This window comes from Exiguobacterium sp. s123 (assembly GCF_018617075.1).
GTDB classification, from domain to species: domain Bacteria; phylum Bacillota; class Bacilli; order Exiguobacteriales; family Exiguobacteriaceae; genus Exiguobacterium; species Exiguobacterium profundum.
In genome coordinates this window covers 152,435-169,393 of the sequence record NZ_JACSJL010000005.1, presented here as the reverse complement: position 1 = coordinate 169,393, position 16,959 = coordinate 152,435, and the positions used below count along the sequence as shown (strand labels likewise).

Here is a 16,959-nt window from a genome sequence, read left to right as displayed (position 1 = left end):
CAATGTTTAAACTGATCACAGACACCGGAGCCGATTTGACACACGATCAAATCATCGAATATGGTCTTGAGATTTTACCGCTCGGTGTCATCATCGACAACGAAGAATTTTTAGACGGTGAGACGATTCAACCAAAAGAAGTATACGAAGCGATGCGGCATGGCAAGACGCCAAAAACGTTCCAAATCGAGGCATCACGAATCGAACACTGTTTCCGTCAGCATCTCGAGGCTGGAATCCCGTTCTTATATCTCGCTTTCTCCGGAGGACTCTCCGGTACATACCAAACCGCTGTCATGGTCGGCGAAATGTTGAAAGAGGAATATCCAGACAGTACATTCACGGTTCTCGATACACGGACCGCCTCTGTCGGACAGGCATTGTTCGTCAAGACGGTCGCAGAGTACGGACAAGACCATACGTACGAAGAAACGGTCACGTATGCTACTTCACTCGTCGGCAAAGTCCGCCACTTGTTCACGGTCGAATCGCTCGAATATTTGATGCGGGGCGGACGTGTCTCGAAGGCGAGTGCTTTCATCGGAGACTTGTTGACGATTTTACCGTTATTGACGGTCGAGGACGGCAAGCTCGTCCCGATTGAAAAGGTGCGTGGTCATAAAAAGGTCATGCGCCGGATGGTCGAATGGACAGTCGAATCGAAGTCGATCGTCGAGAACGGAGACCTCTTCATCGGTCATGGTGACGACCTAGAAAAAGCCGAACAGTTCGAGAAGATAGTCCGCGAACATCTCGAACCGAAGCACATCACGAAGACACTGGTCGGGTCTGCCATCGGTGCCCACACCGGTCCCGGTCTACTCGTCATCGCCTATTTCGAGGCATGAAAAAATGAGCTCTCCCAATTTTCGGGCGAGCTCATTTTCGTTTTAGCGATTCCAGTTTTTAAATCCATCACCGAACTGCGCGTAATTTTCGTCTTGGAACACACCGTCCACAAATTTCGGTACATCTACCGGCAACTTCCCTTGTGGCTTCACTTCACCGAAGATGGCACGAATGCCTGCCGGTAAGTTCGGACCTGCCGACTTCAAGTTGCCCGCCTCCGAATCTGGACCGTTCGGATCGCCTTTGAATCCATAGATTAAGAGATGTGCCGGGGCATCCGGTTGAACGGCAATGTCGTATGGGTTGCGCAAACTGAGTAAAACCGATTGTTTCCCTGTCTCATTTGCATAACGGAACACTTCGGCCGGTACATAATGATCAGCTGATGTCGGTTTTAATTTCGCGCTGTTGTTCACGTTCGAACCGACGATGATATAGTCAGCCACCTCAACTTGTTGCCGTAGTGCCGGATTTTGATTTAGACGCGGCGTTGATGCTGAGTAGTTGGCCGTGATGACGTTCACGTCTTTCATATTCCCTGCATTCTTTTCTAGTGACTTGATTGTTTTCACCATGCTATCCGTTTGGTCTTTCGCTGGCGACAAGACGAGCACCGTGTCTCCTTTTTTCGGTTTGAATGGAAGCGTCTTCTTCTCGTTCTTCACGAGAGTGACTGCCGCCTCCGCGATTTCACGTTCCTTCACTTTATGCTCAGCGCTTCCTACCGTCGCATTCGCTTCTGCGAGCTTCATCTCGAGCGTCGTGGAGTCCGTCGTTTCTCCCCAAATGCCACGCTCTGCTTTCAGTTTTAAAATGCGTTCCACTGATTCATCGATGGTCGCCTCCGATAAACGTCCATCCTTCACTGCCGCAATGACTTCCTCAAAGATTGCTTCGAGTTTGATCACATCTGCTTCCGAGCGTAAAATCGTCGGCATGAGCGCGATGTCGACCCCTGCTTCGAACGTCTTGATGACCGCCTCTGCTTCCGTAAAATTGTCTGCGATGGCTTGCATGTTGAGTGCGTCGGTCACCACGATTCCTTCATATCCAAGTCCCTCACGAAGCACTCCCGTGATGACATCATCCGAAAGCGTCGCCGGGAGTGGGAACGTGCCGCGTTCTGATTCGACGACCTCGTCCTCGATTTGTGGCATCCCGATATGCGCCGTCATGATCATGTCGATTCCTTCTGTGATGGCACGTTTGAACGGTAACAACTCGAGACCACGCAACTCGTCGAGTGATTTATCGACAACCGGTAACCCATAATGCGAGTCGACGGCCGTATCGCCATGACCTGGGAAATGTTTCGCCGTTGCGGCAACACCTTGGTCTTGAATACCTTGTGTCATCGCGGAACCGAGTTCCCCGACTAGTTCAGGGTCGCTCGAGAACGAACGGACGCCGATGACCGGATTCCCCGGATTGTTGTTGACGTCAAGTACCGGTCCGAAGTTCACGTTTACCCCGAGTGCGTTCAATTCAGAACCGATGATTTTCCCTGCATCATAGGCATATTGACTGTTACGTGTGGCCCCGAGTGCCATATTCCCCGGTAAATTCGTTCCCGTCCCAAGTCGTGTCACAATCCCACCTTCTTGGTCGATCGTGACGAATAACGGGACATCATTGCTGGCATCTTGTTTCACGACTTCTTGCAAATCATGAACGAGTTTCGTCGTCTGTTCCGTTTCCTTCACGTTCTCAGCAAACAATATCACTCCACCGAGATCGAAACGATCGATGACACGCGCCACTTCCGGTGCAAGAGATGTATGGTTCGCCCCGTTCCATAATCGGAAGTCCGGCATGATCATCTGCCCGATTTTTTGTTCGAGCGTCATCGACTCTAGCTTCGTGTTGACGCGCTGGTCAATCGATATCGTCGGCGTCCCTTCCGCCACGACCGCGTCTGCTGCTGGAACCGACGAGACGAGCAATGCCGTCGTCAATCCGAGTGTTGCCGTCCAATTCAGTGCCTTGTTCATGTTCCCACTCCCCTTAGTCAAATTTGGCTGACCCCCAAACGAAAAGGCATGGAGGAAGAAGCGTTGCCTCATCAACGCTCGTTCACCCCATGCCTGATCGCATCAGTTACATTTGGTCCTTATTCAGGTGGTCAACAACAGTATAGCAACTCCACTTTTTAGAAACAATTGTTCAAGTGAAAGCGTAACCATTTTGAAACAATGTTTCTGTTTTGATACACAGTGAACTGTATTGGCAAAACCAATAATTTCTGTGGTTCGTTTTTGATTCGTTTTTTGGTAAACTCAATTCGTTACAGGTTAACTTTCAAAAAGGGGGAAATTATTGTGGCAAGAGGGGAACTGAAGCGTAAGCCGGAATGGTTAAAGATTAAATTAAACACGAACGACACGTATACCGGCCTAAAGAAAATGATGCGCGAGAAAAATTTACATACGGTATGTGAGGAAGCAAAATGTCCGAACATCCATGAATGTTGGGCAGTACGTCGGACTGCGACCTTCATGATTCTCGGAAGCATCTGTACACGTGCTTGCCGTTTTTGTGCCGTCACGACCGGAAAACCGAACGAGCTCGATTGGGAAGAGCCAAAACGTGTCGCCGAATCGGTTCGACTCATGAACTTGAAACACGTCGTCATCACGGCTGTCGCACGTGACGATTTGAACGATTACGGGGCTACCGTCTTCGCAGAAACGGTTCGCGCGGTTCGCGCCATGAACCCGGAGACATCGATTGAGGTGCTCCCGTCAGACATGATGGGTGATTTCTCTGCCTTGCAGACGTTGATTGATGCGGGTCCTGACATCATGAACCATAACTTAGAGACAGTCCGTCGCCTCACACCGAGAGTTCGTGCGAAAGCAACATATGACCGCACACTCGAGTTCTTGAAGCGTTCGAAAGAATTGAACCCGGATATCCCGACGAAGTCATCGATCATGGTCGGACTTGGGGAGACGAAAGAGGAATTGATTGAAGCGATGGATGACCTACGCGCGCACAATGTCGATATTTTGACGCTCGGTCAATACTTGCAGCCGACGAAGAAACACCTTGAGGTGGAACGTTACTACCATCCAGACGAGTTCGCCGAGTTGAAAGAGATTGCTCTATCAAAAGGATTCTCACATTGTGAGGCTGGTCCACTCGTCCGTTCGTCATACCATGCGGATGAGCAAGTACACAAGGCGCGTCGCCACACGATGTTGCCAATCGACTAACAGAAAGAAGAGAGATTATGACTGGTACGACGTGGCATTTACTTAGAACTGAATCGACTTCCCCGGCCGAAAATATGGCGATTGATGAAGCCATCGCCAATTGGGTCGCGAAGGGAGAGCTCAAACCGACGCTTCGTTTTTATTCATGGGCACCTCATGCAATCAGCGTCGGACGTTTCCAGCGAGCGACGCGTGACTTGGACCGGGACGCCCTCAAAGCGAACAATATTCCGGTCGTTCGTCGCTTAACAGGGGGACGTGCCGTGTTGCATGCGGATGAGTTGACGTATAGCGTCATCTTGCCTGAATCGACCCCTGCCCTCCCGACGAATATCATCGAGAGCTATCGCCTACTCACGGAAGGGGTTCGTCGCGGATATCACGAACTCGGCGTCCCCGCCGAATTTTCGGTGCCATTGACGGAAGAGGATCGCGAAGCGCTCCGCAAACCAAAATCGGCTGTCTGCTTCGATGCTGCTTCATACTATGAGCTTGCTGTCGACGGGAAGAAGATCGCGGGTAGTGCACAAGTGCGCCATCAAGGGGCCGTGCTTCAACATGGTTCGATTCCTCTCTCCGTCGATGATGAGGTGTTGTTTGACTGTTTCGCGATGGATGAGACGGAGAAACACGAAGCCAAAACCCGCTTCAGCGAAAAAGCCGTCGCCTTGAACGACACGTTAAAGCGTTTCGTTTCCTTTGACGAAGTAGCGGCCGCATTCGAGACCGGTTTCAAGGACGCGTTCTCGTTAACGTTCGAACCGCTTGTCTTCACGAAAGAACAGCAAGCCGAAATCGATTTGCTCGTCAAGAAGTACGAGAGTGATGAATGGGTCTGGAAACGCTAAAAAGATTGTCCCTTTTGATCAGGGACAATCTTTTTTTATGCCGTGTTTGTTCGGCGCAACAGATGGCGCACTTCTCGGAACGTGACGAATGTTTTGTTGTTCGCATCATACAATTTGTAACGTAACGATTTCAAACTTGAAAACAGTCCGATTGTCGTTGCCCGTTGTAACGGCGGTGTCGACGTATGTGCTTTCTCTAGATGGTAGTTCGGCACGCGTGGACTCAAATGGTGCACGTGGTGGAATCCGATATTCCCCGTCACCCATTGAAGCACTTTCGGCAACTCATAATACGAACTTCCTTCAATGGCCGCCTTCACATAATCCCACTCCTGCTCATCTTCGAAGTATGAATCTTCAAACGTATGCTGGACATAGAACAACCAGATTCCAAGCACACCGGCGATGAACATCGTCGTGCCTTGAACGATCAAGAACGCTTGCCAACCAATCAGATAGATGAGCGCGCTATATAGGACGACGAGAGAGATATTGATGAGATACGTGTTGTGTCGTTCTTTTTTCCGCGCGTCCTTTCGGTTGAAACGACTCGTGACGAGAATAAGCCAAAGTGGTCCGAGACCGAACATAACGAGCGGATGACGATATAGGCGATACTTTAAACGAGTCCATTTTGACGCTTCTATGTACTCCTCAATCGTCATGACCCAGATGTCGCCGACACCCCGTTTATCCAAATTTCCACTCGATGCATGATGAATCGCATGCTCCCGCTTCCACTTCTCGTATGGGAATAACGTCAAGACCCCTGTGATGGTTCCGACAATGGCGTTCGCCTTCTTATTTTTAAAGAATGAACCGTGCGTACAGTCATGGAAGATGATGAACATCCGCACGACAAATCCTGCTGCAATCAGCGTGAACGGCAATGTCAGGAAAATCGAGACACTCAGTAGTTGGTACGCTAAAAACCACGATACGAGAAACGGTAAAATCGTATTGATCATCTGCCGCACACTGATCCGAATATCGGACTTTTCAAACGGCGAGACGTGCTTTCTTAATTGGGCAATCTTTTCTTTACTCATAACAACCTCCTTGAATTCAACAGCGTCACAACGCAAAAATATAGATAAAACCAACAACCAACGTTGTTCAATGTGAATTCATGGATCGGAAGTATTCCCTATCAAGAATTAACACTAGGTCATTATATCACGTATAAAACTTATGTGGTGAAAATTCAGAAAAAAGACTCGCCCCTATCTTTAGAGACAAGTCTAACTGATTCATTGTTGCGTATAGATGGAAACCGAGCCACCGTTGACGAAGAACTCGCCCCAACCGTCCGCATTGATCGTCACGAGACGTCCGTTATTTCCTGTCATGTCTTTCCACACTTCCCCTGCATTCTGTTTTCCGACATACATCCATTTCGACCCGCCTGATCCGTCCGACAAAATCGTCGCAAGACCAGACTTCGCACGGTCCGTCACCCCTTCACGTGTCCACCCGATGACGTCTTGGTGATTGATGTAATCATGTTGTGTACCGTAGGCGAAATCTTTACGCGCTTTCAAAATCGGCTGAAGCGACGCTGACATATTCGGGATTTCACGGTTCGTCGTCCCTTTCGTTCCATAATAATCTCCGTAGAAGAGTGCTGGATATCCTTGACCGCGTGTCATGATGGTCGCATAGGCAAGCGGTTTGAACCAATTCGCGACCGTTGATTCCAGTGACTGCCCTGGTTGTGAGTCATGGTTGTCGACAATGGTGACAGCGAGTGTAGGATGCTGCTCGACGACCGTACCTTTTAAAATGTTCCGCATGTCATAGTAACCGCCACCATTCCCTGCCGCTTGGAAATTGTAATGGAGTGGTACATCGAATACGGAATGAGTGTAGCCCGTCTTGGCCAAGTAATCATTGATGGCCCCTAAGTCATTCTTCCAATACTCCGCAACAGTGAACATCTCTTTTCCGGTTGCCTGACGAACACTCGTCACCCATTCCTTTAAGTATGAATGATTGATATGCTTCACCGCATCAAGTCGGAAGCCGTCCAATCCGAGTGAATCTGCGTACCATTTCCCCCAGTTTTTCATCTCCTGACGTACTTCCGGATGCTCAAAATCGACATCGGCGTACATCAAGTAGTCATAGTTCCCGTTCTCACCCGACACTTCACTGTCCCATGCTTTACCCGTGCTCTTGAATTTGTAGATACGGCTCAAACTCCGTGACTGATCCCAATCAGTCCCGTCAAAGTGATACCAACGCCACTTGAACGGGGAGTATGTATTGTTGCGGCCCGCAAAGTTGAATCCCGTCCAGGCAGAAATGGCATATTCCCCAGACGTCTCTTGATTTCGGTTAGAAGGATTGACCTCGACCGCTTGAACGGACTCGGTATAATCCGCTCCGCCTTTATGGTTCATGACGACATCCCCATATACGCCAATCCCTTTCCCGCGTAAGTTGGAGATCGCCGACTGTAGCTGCGCTTTTGTTCCATACTTTGTCCGAGTCGTCCCTTTTTGATTGAATTCTCCTAAATCATACAAATCATAGGCCCCGTATCCAACATCATTTTGAGACGTCCCTTTATATGCCGGCGGAATCCAAACCGTGGAGATCCCGATGTCTTTCAAATGCTGCGAATCATTCGAGAGTCGGTTCCAGTGTTGCCCATCGTTTGGAACGTACCATTCAAAATATTGCATCATCGTACCGTTCTGTGGGGTCGCTGCCTGTGCGACCGGTTGCCCTGAAAGCAGTGCAATCGATGTCACTCCAGCTAGGACAGCAATCCCTTGTCGTTTCTTCAACATCCTTCATTCCTCCTCAAATAGTTAACGAAAACGCTTGCATTAATTATTGTGAAGGATTTTTAATTTGTTGCATAGATAGACACTAATAAACAGTTCTCTCTCCCTAACTATTTCTCATTCGAATAGTTCAGTCGAACGAAACAAAGACGGATGGCTTGTGCCATCCGCCTAGTCATCCTTCCCGGCTAATTCGTTTGCGTTTGAAACGGTAGCCGATGTACGGAAGTCCTGTAAACACAAGACCGATCGTCACGAGTAGTTGAATCCCAATCAATATTGTCTCGACAACGGTTGGCCAATCAAACTGAAACAACGAAAAGAGTGCAATCCATAAAATACCTAGGATGAGCGCAGCTCTTCCCATCTGACGCTCCATCTCATGATATTTTTCCTCTGTTGTTTCGACATCCGAGTAAATCGGCTTGGCATCTCGATTTCCTTTGAAAATATGAATCTCATCCCCGGTTGATGTGACATGTTCCCACCCGCTCGACGCAAACAGGTCAAAGTAGTCTTCGTCTGGACGAGTACGATAGTCCAAACTATACTGAACGTCTTCCGGTTCCCCTTCAACGAGCGTGTATCCTAGCGGGGCAAACTTCTTCAAATGCCATCCCTTGGCCGCCATTCGTTCTAGTTTCCGCATCTCACGCTCTTCAGCAAACGCCAATCCCCAGCTCGACATATACTTTTGTCTCATCTTGATCCCTCCATATCCAAAATGGCACAGGCATCTTCGACCATCGCCTGTCGTCTCTTCACATCATCCGTTAAAATCGAGCGGCCTTTATTCGTGATTCGATAGTTCTTTTTCTTTTTGTCCCCATCCATCGGTTCAATCAGTTCGGCGTTCAACAACTTTTTGATAATCGTATACATCGAAGCCGGACCAATTTGCATTCGCCCTCGCGTGGTCTCTTCGACAAATTGCATGACTAAATAGCCATGACGTGGCGTCGTGAGCGCCAACAGGATATAAAACATACTATCCGTCAGTTCCCCTAACTCTAATGAGTCCGTTCGCGGCATCTTTCCACCTCCTATATCATTGAATGATATATTTCTTACACTCAATATATATCGTTAAATGATATATGTCAATAAATGATATAAAAAAAGCCGCACCCTTTTAGGTATGCGACTTCAAGATAAACGGTTTTAACTAGTGACATAGTCTAAATCATGCAAGATATACGCCAGGAAGAAAATCATGCTTGGATTCTCATATCGCATCTGGACTTTACGGAGCTGCTCGCGATACGTGACCTCATACTCGGCCCCGTTCATCTTCCGCTCCATGTTCATCTTGATGAGCGCATCAAGCTTGTCCATCATATCGACGAGCATTCCCTCATACGTATCGTCTTTCGAGTCAGCCATATATCGACGGAACGCCGGTTGCATATACTCAGGCAACAGTCCAAGCAGACGTTCACTTTCCGCTCGCTCGTATGCCTCAAACGCAGCCCCCGTCTCTTGCGTCGAATGTTTGACTGGACCGAGCACGTCTCCGGTCACCCCTTCAACTAAATCGTGACAGAGAAGACGAGCCACGAGTTCGGCGACATCGACATCGACGTCGTACTTCTCACGCTCTAAGAGCCCACTGAACATACCGAGCGCGGCAGCCCGGAAACCATGAATCGCATCGTTGTCGTCAATCGTGTTAAAGCGACCTTTCCAGCGACGGACACTATCCATCCGCATGACGTTCTCGATGAATCGCAACACATCCGTTTCTGCCTCGACCTGGTCGAACAGCCAGCGAACCGAATCAATCGGATGATGTCGGAGTGCGGCTTTCATCTCTTCTAGTTTGTCATCAAAGTGCGGAGAGCCGTGCGCGACTTCTCGTCGCACGAACAACATCGCATCGAACGAATCAATCCCGTCCACGATTCGACCTTCGAACGAATCATCTTCCGCTTCCACCACGAAACGATGAAAGTGAGGACGTAATGATTGCGACAGCAGCTCGACAAGACCGAGACTCGCTGTTCGTTCCATACGCTCGATGTGACCGATCAAGGTCGGTTCTTTTTTCGTCCGGTGCATGATCGGACCCGTTTGTACTTCATTCATATCGTGGAAAATGGCTTTCCCGAGCAAATCGAGCAAGTCGACTTCACGCCCGTTCTCTTTTTCCACATAAGCCGCGATCAAGCTGAAGACCGCGACACGAAAGCTGTGACTCGCTGCATTATCATGATAATGGGGGGCATATTCGTCCCATCGTTGCACGTTTTGCATGCGTGTCATCTTTCGGATAAACGTTCCGTTATGCATGGTTTCACTCCTTACGATAATCGTTCAAATACATCGTCATGACAGACGACATATAACATGTCTGTTTCCTGAAGCGGCAAATCGAGCATCGTCGCCACATCCAAGCGGTCATTGACCGCGATGAGTGTCACCCCTGATTCAAGTAACGCTGTATTTGCTTGTCGAACATTCTGCCACTCGACTTTTGGTTTCAACGCTTGAATGTTCCCACCTGACTGTTTGCTCAGCAACTGACGGAAAATTGCTGTCGTTCCAGGTTGTAACGTCGCTTTTGCCATCAAGAGGGAGACCGAGTCGTTCGCTAAAATAAAATCGTCGACGCGGACGTGTTTGAATTTCGAGATATTTCTTTCTTCACACACTTCGACGACCGTGTGCAAGTCCACCTGATACTCAGAAGAGAGTGCCTCGACCGCTGACGCGATCAATAACGACTTCCCATCGGCGAGTAACGTCTCCGTGATACGGGCATCCGCAAAAATCGCGACGCGTCGCGCCTTCAAGACGTTTGCTTGCAGCAATACCGCTTCATCCGAAGCATCGCCTGATACGAAGTGAACTTGATCGTGCACGTACGGTTCCTCAACTAACTGATCAATCAATACGATCTCTGCTTTCGGTTCGTAGTTAAGCACTTCATCGATTGCTTTCTTCGTCTTCGGGGACCACCCGATATACACATAATGTCCTTCTCCACGATACACTAGTCTTCCCTCCCGTTTTAGCCGTTGAAACGTCGCACCGATTTCAACCAATTTTCCAATCAACGCCCCGATAATCCCAATCCCGAATAGGAATAAGAATATCCCGAGCCATCGCCCTGCCACGGAGGATGGATAAAAGTCCCCGTATCCGACGGTCGTCAATGTCGTCATCGTCCACCAGAACGAATCAAACAATGATCTGAATGTCTCTGGTTCTAAAACATAACCGAGCACGGTTCCTAAGATAATGATGCCAATCGAAGCTAAGACGACATTCAAAAATGATAATTTCGCTAACCCTTTCCACACACGAAATAAGATATGCACTGTTTCCCCCTCCTTCTCTCTTATATACTAAACGTAACCACAAAAAGATTCACGAAACCATTTTGATGGTGATTCCGTATAAGAAGAAAAAAGGAAGGACTGACTTATGAACTCCATCGTCTTAGAGTATCGTCTCTATAAAAATGAATTATCGTTCGAACCACTATACCATTACACGTCTCTCGGCTTAGACGAAGTGCTAGCTCGTCGTGAATGTGAGTTTTTCGTCAAAGACGGCATGACCTATAAACAACGCTCATCCGCCTTAGAAGGTGATCAATACTTCTTGATTTATGTCGACCGTTACACAGAAGGACTGATCGACAAACACGAAACGAGTGAGATCAAGGTCGAGATTCGTACACTTGACGACCGTTTTGACAACCCGTTACTCGAGGCCTATTACGTCGACCGTCACCTCGATGCGCTCGCTATGCTCGGGAGCCAGTATTTATATGTCGCCGGCAAAGAATATGAACGCGATTCAGCAGAAACAGATGAAGATCGTGGTGTGTATGTTATCTACGTCACACCGACTGGTTATGAATTGGAGGAATCAACATGAAGACAAGCAAGAAAATTTTAAGCGGACTATCCGTTGCGGTATTGACCACTTCCCTTGCCGCGTGCGGTGGGGATGAATATGAAGAGGCGGCACTCCCGGAAGAACCGACCGGATACGAATGTGACGATTGGGACTGGAATGACGAGACCGAGTCGTATTATTGTGACGACGACCGCTCTCCGCACTATGGCAGCTACTTCTTACTCGGTAGCCTGTTCCGCTCAAAAAATGCGTTGAAGAGCTCTTCGTCATATAAGACATACAAAGCCAACGGTGGTGCGACCGGTTCCGTATCGAAAGGCTCTAATTCTGGGTCGTCAAAATCTGGACTCGGCAGTGGCTCTAAAGGTGGATTTGGCGGATGACGCGTGACGAACTTTACAGTCAAATCCCTTATTTTTGGCCCGATTTAAACGATGAAGAATATGCCTTGTACGATTGTTTTGAGATGACCGCCTCGCAGGTTGCCTCTGTCCGAGAGGCAACCGAGGCGGTTGACTCGATTTTTCGGAAGACGAATCAATTGTTACGCACCCTACCTGACGAGACGCTCTTACTGCTTGGTTACCCTGAGGCGAGTCTGCCGTTCTTACGGGAGAAGACGATGCCGCAGGAGACGATCATCGGTCGTTACGATTGGATCATGAAAGACGGTCAACTCAAATTGATGGAGTTCAATGCAGATACGCCGACCTTTATTAAGGAGCTCTTTGACGTGAACGGCGTGGTCGCTTCCGAGTTTGGTCTCCTTGACCCGAACAGAGAAGCCACCGCCCAACTGAAAATTGAGCTGCGGAAAGCGATCGTCGCCGCGTGGAATCGACTCAAACGAGAAGGCACACCAAAAATCGTCTTTACGGCACATGATGATAACATCGAAGACAAATGGACGGCACGATTTCTGCAAGAGACGCTCGATTTACCGTCTGAATTCGTACCGTTGCACGCCCTACTCGTCGACGAAGACGGCGTCTACACACCATCGGGCGAACGGATTGACATCTTGTATCGTCAAACATATCCGATCGAGCATCTTGTGGACGACCGGTCAGCAGACGGAGACTTGATTGGCATTCGGTTACTTGAACTGAACCTGGAAAAGCACGTGTCGCTGCTCAATCCCCTCTCTGCGTTTCTCATGCAATCGAAAGGCGTACAGGCGCTGATTTGGGAATTGTACGAGACCGAGACATTGTTCGATGAAACCGAGCGCGACATCATCGACACCTATTTTTTACCGACTTACTTAGATGAGACACCGTTTCTTGGCGAATCGGACTATGTCAAAAAGCCGGCATTCGGACGTGAAGGAGACTCCGTCATCTTGTATACGAAAGATGGCCAACCGTTTCACCGGGAAACATTACAAACGTATGCGGAAGAGACGGCTGTGTACCAACAGTTCATCGAACTTCCGAAACGGATGACGACGACCGTCAAGGGTCGCGTCGAGACACATTACATGATCGGATGTTTCTGTTTGAATGGACACCCGTCCGCACTCGGCGTTCGCGCCGGCAGCATGATCACGAACAACCAATCTTACTACTTAGCCGTTGGCACACCTACACAAAAGGAGACGAACTCATGACATTCATCACACTCGATTCAATCTTAAGCTTCCTCGCCCACCTCGGGACAGGATTCGGTCTCATTCTCGCGGGACTCATCATCTTCGCCCTGACGACCAAATATTCAGAACGTAAGTTAATCAAAGAAGGCAACATGGCCGTCGCCTTGAAACTCTGGGGGAAAGCGCTCGGACTTGCCATCGTCATTTATACAGTCTGGGCGAACAGCGTCAACTTGCTCGATGCATTCATCTGGGGACTCGTCGGGATCGCCGCCCAAGTATTGGCGTTCTGGACGTTCGAATACGTCCTTACACCAGGCGTGAACTTAGAAAAAGAAGTCGAGAACGGCAACATGGCTATCGGTTTCAGCTTGTTCGCCGCATCACTCGTCGTCGGCATCATCGTCGCCGCGAGCTTGACGTACTAATTCAAACACCCCATGTACGCATTGGCGAAGCATGGGGTGTTCGTATTTATAAAAGTCAGGAGGAACAATCATGTCGAAGCGAATCATCTTACTCACAATCGTTTCCGGTCTCATCATCGTAGCCATCGCAGTCGGTGTCGGACTTTACACCTACACTAACATTCAGACTGACAAGTCATACGAAAATGCCCAAAAAGAACTGAACCGTTATATCACGATGAATGACTGGTACGCCTATGAATTTCATAATCGGGAAGAGTCGATTCTTTCTTTTTATTCAAACGAAGATCGCTCCGTCATCGGTTTAGCCGAAATCGATGTCACGACAGGAAACTCAGGCTCCGTCACGAAACAAGTGACACCAGACCAACCGTTCGATTTTGTTGTGCTTGAAGACGGAGAAACCGAGTATATCGGTGTACGTCTCAATGACCGACCAGAAGAAGTTGTTTACTTACGGTTGAACGGTGACAATGTCTCAAAAGATTTTCTCGTCAACGATCCTGAGAACGAAGGCTACGCCATGACTTATGTCATCGAAACAACAAAACGGACAGATGATGTGTGGTCGCTTGAGACGTTGGATGCCAAGAAACAAGTCATACATTCAAGTGAACTCACGGAATAACCTATATTGTGCATCAGGACGACTTTTTCCAGTCGTCTTTTTTAGTTGGTCGCAAGAACTCCAGACGGTCCGAAAAATTCATATCGTGCCTGTGGAATCACACTTACAACCGTCTCCATCATCGCACTCGGTCCGCACGTATAAACATCATGCCCTTCCACATCAAGTGCTTCAAGGTGTGACTTATTCATGCAACCCGATACGTCATCCACGTGTGTGATGAGTTTAAGCCCTTGATTCACGAGTTCATCGAGTTCGTCTCCGAGCGGACGAAGGTCCATACTCCGAACTGCGTGCAATAACGTGACAGGACGTCCTTGTTCGAGTGCCGTCTTCGCCATGTTGAAGAGGGGCGTGATCCCGATTCCTCCCGCGATGAGTGTGAGCGGACGATCAGACGTTTCAAGGATAAATTCTCCTGCTGGTGCGCTCATCGGGACTTCTGTTCCGACCGTCTGTTCATGGAGCCAGTTTGAGACGAGTCCCTCCGCTTTCGGCGCAATCCAGTAGCCGTCTTCTGTCGTCTCGATGACACTATATTGACGGTGATGTAGGATGTCCTCTCCCGCAATGCGCGCTTGAACCGAGACGTATTGTCCTGGGATGGCTGTGCCAATAACTCCATCTTTCGCGACGAGACGGAATCGTTTCACTTCAGGTGTATCTACTATGATTTCTTCGATGACGAACGGTTTGAATCCGACCCATGGCGCGTCATCATACATTTTTTTCTCGAGTGAGATGAAGACATCGGCAATCACACCGTAAGCTTTTGCCCATGCATCGATGATGTCAGGTGTTGCAGCTTCACCGAGTACGTCTTGAATCGCCGCAAGCAAGTTCTCACCGACAATCGGATAATGCTCCGGTCGGATGTTCAAACTTTTATGTTTATGAAGTGCTGGTTGGATGGCAGGAAGAATCGCTTCGAGTCGGTCGATATGAAGGGCAGCCGCATAAACCGCGTTCGCGAGTGCTTCTGGCTGACGTCCTCGCTTTTGATTCGTATGGTTGAAGAAGTGACGAACTTCTGGATTTTGTTCAAACATTCGTTGATAAAAATGCTTCGTGATCGTCACACCATGTTCTTTCAAAACTGGTGCCGTCGCCTTTATAATCTCAATCGTTTGTTGATCTAACATGTGAATTTCCCCCTTTTGTTTTGTACACGTTCATTATGTGAGACAAGTCACTTTAAAGCAATATATTAAATACTTGTTTAAAGTAGATTTCACGTTTCTGACTTATTTTCGCCATTACCCTTTCACATTTGTTCGAATCGCACTTTTTGGGATTGTCTTGTACAATGAAACGAGAGGTGATGATGGATGAGACTCACGCAAACATGTGACTACGCACTGCGAACATTGATGTATAGCGCTACGTTTTCACATCGGCTCGTCACGATTCAAGAAGTGGCAGACCAATATAACATCTCCAAAAACCATGTCATGAAGGTCGTATATGAGCTTGGGAAATATGGTTATTTGGAATCGGTGCGTGGTCGAGGCGGCGGCTTTCGACTCGCACGACCGATGGATGACATCAATGTAGGGGAAGTCGTTCGGACGATGGAACCGTTCGAACTCGTGGAATGCTTCGGGGAAGGCCGATGCGTCATCGCACCTGCCTGTGATTTACGAGGTGTTTTGAATGAAGCCATGTTGGCGTTTCTTCATGTACTCGATCGTTACACGATTGCGGATCTCGTCGTCAACCGAACGAACGAACTCGCCATGTTATTAGGCGTACAAAACCCGACGGACTGAAATGGTCCGTCGGGTTTTCCGCTTACAAAGACTTTAGTTTTGATTCGATTTCCACTCGTCTCGACTCAAGAAATGGCGGCAAGGCCAATCGCTCTCCGAGTGTCTCAAGCGATTCATCCATCGCAAATCCCGGTTCATCTGTCGCCAGTTCCACTAAGATTCCGCTCGGTTCGCGGAAGTAAATCGACTGAAAATAGTAACGGTCAATAAGACCAGAGTGGCTGATTCCATGTGCGTCAAGCTTCTCGATCCACTTCGTCATATCGTCTGTTTCTTCCACTCGAATCGCCACATGATGCACACTCCCTCGCCCTGGTCGTTCCGATGGCAAATCCGGCCGATCGACGAGATGGATCTCTGTTGCCACACCACCCTCGCCCGTCTCAAAGACACGCACGTCATGTCCATCCCGTTCAAATGTCGTTACATATCGATAGCCAAGAACTTCTGTCAGCACCCGTGCCGTCTTGTCAATCCGCCGTACCGTCCACTCACTAAACCCGAGACCGAAGATGCCGAGGTCCGTTGGCACTGGACCTTTGCTCCAAGGTGTCCCGCTCCCTCCCTCTACAAGACAGAGACGTTGACCCTCATGATCTTCGAACGAAAGGGCTGCCCTTCCTAAAACCGACTCGATTTCTCCGTAAGATACATCGAACGTGTCAAAACGCTCCTGCCAGTACGCGAGCGCTCCATCCGGCACCCTGAGTGCTGTCCGGGAAATACTGCTTGACCCTCGATACGTCTGTCCGAGAAACGGTAACTCAAAGAACGTCAAATCGGTTCCAGGTGTACCCGTCTCGTCTGCATAAAACAAGTGATACATCGATGGGTCATCCTGGTTAACCGTCTTTTTGACGAGCCGCATCCCTAGTATTTCCGTGTAGAATCGCAAGTTCTTCTTAGCATCCCCGGTCATCGCTGACACGTGATGTTGTCCACTAATCACCTTCATCCCTCATCTCCCCTTTC

At 48.8% G+C, this 16,959-nt stretch carries 18 protein-coding genes; 9 read left to right on the top strand and 9 right to left on the bottom strand.

What is annotated here, in order from left to right:
• Nucleotides 1-2: 2 nt before the first annotated feature.
• Nucleotides 3-848, top strand: a complete 846-nt coding sequence (locus KNO72_RS10480; RefSeq protein WP_214730213.1) for a DegV family protein — start codon at nt 3-5, stop codon at nt 846-848.
• A 42-nt stretch (nt 849-890) separates the two neighbouring features.
• Here the strand turns inward: KNO72_RS10480 and KNO72_RS10475 are convergent, their stop codons facing one another.
• Nucleotides 891-2,840 (bottom strand): glycoside hydrolase family 3 protein, encoded by a 1,950-nt coding sequence (locus tag KNO72_RS10475; protein WP_214758114.1) that lies wholly within the window; start codon nt 2,838-2,840, stop codon nt 891-893.
• A gap of 288 nt (nt 2,841-3,128) precedes the next feature.
• Between KNO72_RS10475 and lipA the strand changes: the two genes are divergently transcribed.
• On the top strand, nt 3,129-4,064 hold the full coding sequence (gene lipA / locus KNO72_RS10470; protein ID WP_324292278.1) for a lipoyl synthase: 936 nt from the start codon (nt 3,129-3,131) through the stop codon (nt 4,062-4,064).
• A gap of 17 nt (nt 4,065-4,081) precedes the next feature.
• Nucleotides 4,082-4,912, top strand: a complete 831-nt coding sequence (locus KNO72_RS10465; protein WP_078147720.1) for a lipoate--protein ligase family protein — start codon at nt 4,082-4,084, stop codon at nt 4,910-4,912.
• A gap of 35 nt (nt 4,913-4,947) precedes the next feature.
• Here the strand turns inward: KNO72_RS10465 and desA are convergent, their stop codons facing one another.
• From desA to KNO72_RS10435, 6 genes are all read right to left on the bottom strand, one after another.
• Nucleotides 4,948-5,961, bottom strand: coding sequence for a Delta(5) desaturase DesA (gene desA, locus KNO72_RS10460; protein ID WP_078147721.1), 1,014 nt, complete (start codon nt 5,959-5,961; stop codon nt 4,948-4,950).
• 201 nt (nt 5,962-6,162) lie between these two features.
• Entirely contained in the window at nt 6,163-7,704 is a 1,542-nt protein-coding gene (amyS, locus tag KNO72_RS10455) for an alpha-amylase (protein WP_370148226.1), read from the bottom strand.
• A gap of 175 nt (nt 7,705-7,879) precedes the next feature.
• On the bottom strand, nt 7,880-8,407 hold the full coding sequence (locus tag KNO72_RS10450) for a DUF2812 domain-containing protein (protein ID WP_214758112.1): 528 nt from the start codon (nt 8,405-8,407) through the stop codon (nt 7,880-7,882).
• Nucleotides 8,404-8,736 (bottom strand): PadR family transcriptional regulator, encoded by a 333-nt coding sequence (locus KNO72_RS10445; protein WP_214758110.1) that lies wholly within the window; start codon nt 8,734-8,736, stop codon nt 8,404-8,406. The genes KNO72_RS10450 and KNO72_RS10445 overlap by 4 nt, the downstream gene beginning before the upstream one ends.
• Before the next feature lie 129 nt (nt 8,737-8,865).
• A complete protein-coding gene (locus tag KNO72_RS10440; protein WP_078147724.1) occupies nt 8,866-9,993 on the bottom strand; it encodes a YfbR-like 5'-deoxynucleotidase in 1,128 nt (375 codons plus the stop codon).
• An 11-nt stretch (nt 9,994-10,004) separates the two neighbouring features.
• A complete protein-coding gene (locus tag KNO72_RS10435; protein ID WP_078147725.1) occupies nt 10,005-11,024 on the bottom strand; it encodes an ion channel in 1,020 nt (339 codons plus the stop codon).
• A gap of 106 nt (nt 11,025-11,130) precedes the next feature.
• Here KNO72_RS10435 and KNO72_RS10430 point away from each other — a divergent pair, with 106 nt between their 5' ends.
• The 5 genes from KNO72_RS10430 (at nt 11,131) to KNO72_RS10410 (ending at nt 14,218) form a co-directional block, all read left to right on the top strand.
• On the top strand, nt 11,131-11,589 hold the full coding sequence (locus tag KNO72_RS10430; RefSeq protein WP_078147726.1) for a hypothetical protein: 459 nt from the start codon (nt 11,131-11,133) through the stop codon (nt 11,587-11,589).
• Nucleotides 11,586-11,954, top strand: coding sequence for a lipoprotein (locus KNO72_RS10425; RefSeq protein WP_214730209.1), 369 nt, complete (start codon nt 11,586-11,588; stop codon nt 11,952-11,954). The genes KNO72_RS10430 and KNO72_RS10425 overlap by 4 nt, the downstream gene beginning before the upstream one ends.
• The gene (locus KNO72_RS10420; protein ID WP_078147728.1) at nt 11,951-13,180 is read left to right on the top strand and encodes a glutathionylspermidine synthase family protein; all 1,230 of its coding nucleotides are present in this window, start codon (nt 11,951-11,953) and stop codon (nt 13,178-13,180) included. Before KNO72_RS10425 ends, KNO72_RS10420 begins: the two co-directional genes overlap by 4 nt.
• The gene (locus KNO72_RS10415; RefSeq protein ID WP_034770831.1) at nt 13,177-13,590 is read left to right on the top strand and encodes a DUF350 domain-containing protein; all 414 of its coding nucleotides are present in this window, start codon (nt 13,177-13,179) and stop codon (nt 13,588-13,590) included. The genes KNO72_RS10420 and KNO72_RS10415 overlap by 4 nt, the downstream gene beginning before the upstream one ends.
• 70 nt (nt 13,591-13,660) lie before the next feature.
• Nucleotides 13,661-14,218, top strand: coding sequence for a hypothetical protein (locus tag KNO72_RS10410; protein WP_214758108.1), 558 nt, complete (start codon nt 13,661-13,663; stop codon nt 14,216-14,218).
• 41 nt (nt 14,219-14,259) lie between these two features.
• Here KNO72_RS10410 and KNO72_RS10405 read toward each other — a convergent pair whose 3' ends face one another.
• Nucleotides 14,260-15,360 carry a globin domain-containing protein gene (locus tag KNO72_RS10405; protein ID WP_214758106.1) on the bottom strand — a complete coding sequence of 367 codons (1,101 nt, stop codon included), beginning with the start codon at nt 15,358-15,360 and terminating at the stop codon, nt 14,260-14,262.
• A gap of 186 nt (nt 15,361-15,546) precedes the next feature.
• Between KNO72_RS10405 and KNO72_RS10400 the strand changes: the two genes are divergently transcribed.
• A complete protein-coding gene (locus KNO72_RS10400) occupies nt 15,547-15,987 on the top strand; it encodes an RrF2 family transcriptional regulator (RefSeq protein ID WP_078147731.1) in 441 nt (146 codons plus the stop codon).
• A 22-nt stretch (nt 15,988-16,009) separates the two neighbouring features.
• Here the strand turns inward: KNO72_RS10400 and KNO72_RS10395 are convergent, their stop codons facing one another.
• Nucleotides 16,010-16,942, bottom strand: coding sequence for a ring-cleaving dioxygenase (locus KNO72_RS10395; protein WP_078147732.1), 933 nt, complete (start codon nt 16,940-16,942; stop codon nt 16,010-16,012).
• Nucleotides 16,943-16,959: the final 17 nt, after the last annotated feature.

Coding starts and splice junctions, on each gene's coding strand:
- KNO72_RS10425 (WP_214730209.1), top strand. CDS start 11,586: ATGAAGACAAGCAAGAAAATTTTAAGCGGACTATCCGTTGCGGTATTG.
- KNO72_RS10405 (WP_214758106.1), bottom strand. CDS start 15,360: ATGTTAGATCAACAAACGATTGAGATTATAAAGGCGACGGCACCAGTT.
- KNO72_RS10445 (WP_214758110.1), bottom strand. CDS start 8,736: ATGCCGCGAACGGACTCATTAGAGTTAGGGGAACTGACGGATAGTATG.
- KNO72_RS10410 (WP_214758108.1), top strand. CDS start 13,661: ATGTCGAAGCGAATCATCTTACTCACAATCGTTTCCGGTCTCATCATC.
- KNO72_RS10480 (WP_214730213.1), top strand. CDS start 3: ATGTTTAAACTGATCACAGACACCGGAGCCGATTTGACACACGATCAA.
- KNO72_RS10465 (WP_078147720.1), top strand. CDS start 4,082: ATGACTGGTACGACGTGGCATTTACTTAGAACTGAATCGACTTCCCCG.
- KNO72_RS10395 (WP_078147732.1), bottom strand. CDS start 16,942: ATGAAGGTGATTAGTGGACAACATCACGTGTCAGCGATGACCGGGGAT.
- KNO72_RS10440 (WP_078147724.1), bottom strand. CDS start 9,993: ATGCATAACGGAACGTTTATCCGAAAGATGACACGCATGCAAAACGTG.
- desA (WP_078147721.1), bottom strand. CDS start 5,961: ATGAGTAAAGAAAAGATTGCCCAATTAAGAAAGCACGTCTCGCCGTTT.
- KNO72_RS10430 (WP_078147726.1), top strand. CDS start 11,131: ATGAACTCCATCGTCTTAGAGTATCGTCTCTATAAAAATGAATTATCG.
- KNO72_RS10420 (WP_078147728.1), top strand. CDS start 11,951: ATGACGCGTGACGAACTTTACAGTCAAATCCCTTATTTTTGGCCCGAT.
- KNO72_RS10475 (WP_214758114.1), bottom strand. CDS start 2,840: ATGAACAAGGCACTGAATTGGACGGCAACACTCGGATTGACGACGGCA.
- KNO72_RS10415 (WP_034770831.1), top strand. CDS start 13,177: ATGACATTCATCACACTCGATTCAATCTTAAGCTTCCTCGCCCACCTC.
- KNO72_RS10450 (WP_214758112.1), bottom strand. CDS start 8,407: ATGAGACAAAAGTATATGTCGAGCTGGGGATTGGCGTTTGCTGAAGAG.
- KNO72_RS10400 (WP_078147731.1), top strand. CDS start 15,547: ATGAGACTCACGCAAACATGTGACTACGCACTGCGAACATTGATGTAT.